This is a genomic window from Shewanella sairae, from assembly GCF_023283535.1.
In the GTDB taxonomy this organism is placed as follows: Bacteria; Pseudomonadota; Gammaproteobacteria; order Enterobacterales; family Shewanellaceae; genus Shewanella; species Shewanella sairae.
This window is the reverse complement of the sequence record NZ_JAKILT010000149.1, coordinates 1-2,066: the sequence shown is the minus strand read 5'-3', so window position 1 is coordinate 2,066 and position 2,066 is coordinate 1. Positions and strand designations below refer to the sequence as shown.

2 protein-coding genes are annotated in these 2,066 nt (G+C 42.1%); both read right to left on the bottom strand.

From position 1 onward, the window contains the following. Window positions 1–137: 137 nt before the first annotated feature. Window positions 138–1,250: a type I-F CRISPR-associated protein Csy3 gene (gene csy3 / locus L2748_RS23655; protein WP_220783583.1), complete on the bottom strand. Its 1,113-nt coding sequence runs from the start codon at window positions 1,248–1,250 to the stop codon at window positions 138–140. A gap of 9 nt (window positions 1,251–1,259) precedes the next feature. After that, window positions 1,260–1,988: a hypothetical protein gene (locus tag L2748_RS23650; protein WP_246616304.1), complete on the bottom strand. Its 729-nt coding sequence runs from the start codon at window positions 1,986–1,988 to the stop codon at window positions 1,260–1,262. Window positions 1,989–2,066: the final 78 nt, after the last annotated feature.

The window sequence follows — 2,066 nt, the reverse complement described above, 5'->3', positions numbered from 1 at the left end:
TTTGATTTACGGGTCATTTGTTCACCTTGTGTTTAGATGGGGATTATACCCCTTACATCTTGGTGTCCAAATTCACTATGCCACTACAGTTTGCTTGTTCAGGTAAAAATTGCACCATAAAATAGTAGCGTTTCATACTAGGCCTTCACAGGTGTTGTTTTAGAGGTTGTTGATTTAGCGGTTGTGGTTTCGGCTTTTGATTTACTTTTAGCTTCTGCTTTTTTCTGGAACATGCCGCCCTTTATTAACACCGCAAAGACGTAGTAGATATTGGGGTTAATCGAATATTCATCCTTAGCTAGCTGCTGCTTAAGCTCTGCAAGATAGAGCTCAGTGTTAACAAACAGAGAATAAAAACTCTGTTTAGATTCAGGAGCACGGCGCGCAACACCTATCTCTTTGTCTGCACCATATTCATGAATACGTAATCGCTTTGAAGCATCAACATCCCACCAATCATCAATTAATTGCAGTGCAGCGCCAATCTTTACCGAATTAAAGCTCACAGCATATCGGCCATCAACACACTTCACCTTAGCAAATTGTTTTGAGGCTTCGCCCTGCGCAGACTTTTCACAAAAAGACTGGCTTGGATAGATCTCTTGGCAAAAAGCCGTTTCAATTTTTGCGGTAATATCTGCATGCCAAAATACTGTTGGATCGGTTAATGCTTGATGAACCTCATGACTTAGATCTTCTAATACTTGCTGAGCATCGACAGGCCAACTACTATCCCAAGCAAGGTGGCGGGTATTAGCTATTTGATAGTAGTTACCTGAGCTAGTTTTAATCTCTATTTTAGAGTTCCCGGTATTTTGATTACGCCAGAGCCAGGTACCTAATAGCACATTTTTACAGTATCTAGTGGCTAACTCTTTGTAACCGTCACATTCTTTAAATGTGGCTGCGAACTCTTCAAGTAACGCGAATACAGTAGGTTCGCTGCAACCAGCAGGTTTAAGGGAGTTAGCTTGTACTCTCAATGAGAAACGACAATAGATATGCTCAACATTTGGCGGCACATAACACTCTTCGAGGATAAGGGGATTACAGTGGGCTAAATCTTGCGGCGCTAAGTTTTTAGATTTGAACTGAGGAGTGAAGGCTTCAGTAAAACCCGCTTTTTGACCACGAATTCGGTTTATTTCAGCTTCAAGAGGCACAAAATCACTTTCAGAAGTTTTATAAAAGAAAATCGCTTTGCTTGGGTACAAGGAGCGGTCATATTTTAAAACATTGCATAACTCCATAAAGCTTCCTCAAACCCGTTTCATTAGCATTGAAGTTTCTTTTATATCGAGCATCCAAAAGGCTCGCCTAAAAAAGTTACTCATCCCCTGCAACCTTATATCAATAGCAGTGGCACACTCAACCACTCCTATTGCAGGCTCAGCATAACAATGTAATGGCTCGAACGAATACTTGCGGCTTTCAGGAGCTCCCAACAACAAATAACCCGACATTACTGGACACAGTGAAGCATGTTGCTTCAGCAACCTCAGTAACCCATCAAGACTATCCATTTGATATCTGGTCGGCATTACCCATTTACCGGATGCAGGAAGCCGCCTTAGCTTTGAGTAAAGTGACGCTTCACTACGATACAGCTCGCACCATTCATCGACAGCGCCTATCTCTGGAGGATGCATTACTCCTCCGGCAAAGTTGGCAGGAAAGCTTGCTTTTATGGAACCAACAGAATTATCGAGTGTATCTAAGTCCTCCTCATAGCCATCGATATGTACCACCAGATCAAACACTAAATCACAATGTTTGTTATCTACAATCCCAGCTCGCCTAAACTGGTTTTCTTTTTGCCCTTGCATACCGTACTCCGGCAGTTTTTTACCAGCTACAGATGAGTACTGACGAATAAACCACGAAAAGGAGGTCAATCTAAGCTGAGTACCTAGCCTTTCATTTAATCGTCGTTGGTAGTTATGCATCATCCCCCATACTGCCGTTAACGAAGGGATATGTAGTGGCATAGTGAATTTGGACACCAAGATGTAAGGGGTATAATCCCCATCTAAACACAAGGTGAACAAATGACCCGTAAATCAAAA